We start from the raw sequence: 1,747 nt of genomic DNA on the forward strand, positions 1-1,747 counted from the left end.
CGCCCTCACCGACGTCCGTACGCGGCGTCTCCGCCTGCCGGGGCGCTCTGCGCACCGCTCTCGCCCGTCCGCGTGTCATCGCGGCCGCGGCCTCCCCGGCGGCACCGCTCCCCGTCCCCAGGGGATCGGTGCCCGTCTTCGACCGGCCTCGGGGCCGGTGTCCTTCTTTCCCCGCTCAGCGGGTGATCAGATCGGCGACGGCCTGGGCCTGGTTCGCCATCTGCTCCCACCCGCCGAACAGCAGCACCAGGAGCACGGCGCACGGCAGGGCCATGGCCAGCGCCACGGCGGGGTGCCGCGTGGGCTGCTCGGTGGACCGGGACTGGACGGAGGCCGGCCGACGGCGGGGGGTTCCCGTGATCTGCGGTGCCATGTCCTTGCTCCTGATCCGGTCGAGTTGGCGCGGTGGACGGCTTACCTCGGGGGACGAGCTCCCCGTCCACCGCTGGACACAACGCTATTGGCCGGAGGGTCCTCCAGGCGTCATGCCGTCGTACTGTTCCTCGGACGTCCGGGAGGATGACGATCCGACTCGGGGCCTACTACCGCAGGGGGACGGAAGGCTCATCCGACCCCCGAGGGAACCCTGAGGGGCAACCCCGAGAAGCCCTTCGACGTCCTTGTGACCTGCAGGTCAACGCAAGATCCGACAATCGCACGGTGGCTTCAGGTGTTGCGTATCAGCACACCGCAGCGGGCAGTCCGTAAGCTGTGCCAGACAGGAACTGACGATGGCCCAACCGACGGGGCCTCACCCACAGGCTGACGGGGAACGAAACATGGCGATGATGCGGCTGAGGCGTGAGGACCCCCGCATCGTCGGGCCGTACCGCCTGCACCGGCGACTGGGCGCCGGCGGCATGGGCGTCGTCTACCTCGGCTCCGACCGCCGCGGGCAGCGCGTCGCCCTCAAGCTGATCCGCGCCGAGCTCGCCGAGGACCAGGAGTTCCGCACCCGCTTCGCCCGCGAGATCGCCGCCGCCTCCCGGATCCGGGGCGGCTGCACCGCGCGCGTGGTCGGCTCGGACATCGAGACCGAACGGCCCTGGCTGGCCACCGCGTACGTGCCGGGGCCCTCGCTCTACAAGCGGGTCGGCGACGAAGGACCGCTCAACTGGCCCGAGGCCGCCCGGATCGGGGCCGCGCTCGCCGACGGACTGGTCAAGGTGCACGAGGCGGGGGTGGTCCACCGGGACCTCAAGCCGTCCAACATCCTGCTCTCGCCCCGAGGCCCGCGGATCATCGACTTCGGCATCGCGTGGTCGCGCGGCGCCAGCACGCTCACCCACGTCGGCACCGCGGTCGGCTCCCCCGGCTTCCTCGCGCCCGAGCAGGTGCGCGGGGTCGCCGTCACGCCCGCCACCGACGTCTTCGCCTTCGGGGCCACCCTCGCGTACGCACTCACGGGGGACACCCCGTTCGGCTCCGGGGCGTCCTCCGAAGTGATGCTGTACCGGGTCGTCCACGAGGAGCCCGACCTCTCCGCCGTACCGCCGCAACTGGCGCCGCTGATCCGGGCCTGCCTGGCCAAGGAACCCGCCGAACGCCCCGGAGCCGCCGCGCTGCACGAGCGGCTCAGCGAACTGGCGGCGCGCGGTGCGGCCGCCGGGAACGCCGGCGGCGCCCGCGGCACACGACCCGGACGGGCCGCCCCCGCACCCGCTCCGGCCCAGCAGGAGAACGGGCGGCAGAGCGTGCCGGCCCCCGGACGCCCGCCCGAGCCGCCCGCCGCGGCACGGGCCCGGGC

2 protein-coding genes are annotated in these 1,747 nt (G+C 73.6%); one reads left to right on the top strand and one right to left on the bottom strand.

Annotated elements, in window-relative coordinates; genetic code table 11:
• Positions 1-175 precede the first annotated feature (175 nt).
• Entirely contained in the window at positions 176-373 is a 198-nt protein-coding gene (locus ACWGKU_RS40965; protein WP_359915397.1) for a hypothetical protein, read from the bottom strand.
• Between the two features lie 406 nt (positions 374-779).
• On the opposite strand from ACWGKU_RS40965, the gene ACWGKU_RS40970 reads away from it, so the two are divergent.
• The coding region (locus ACWGKU_RS40970; RefSeq protein WP_452181088.1) for a serine/threonine-protein kinase at positions 780-1,747 on the top strand (968 nt) is incomplete at its 3' end.

It is taken from the genome of Kitasatospora sp. NPDC054768 (assembly GCF_053612025.1).

Bases quoted from the DNA above. Each gene is read 5' to 3' on its own strand.
- ACWGKU_RS40965 (WP_359915397.1), bottom strand. From the start codon at position 373: ATGGCACCGCAGATCACGGGAACCCCCCGCCGTCGGCCGGCCTCCGTC.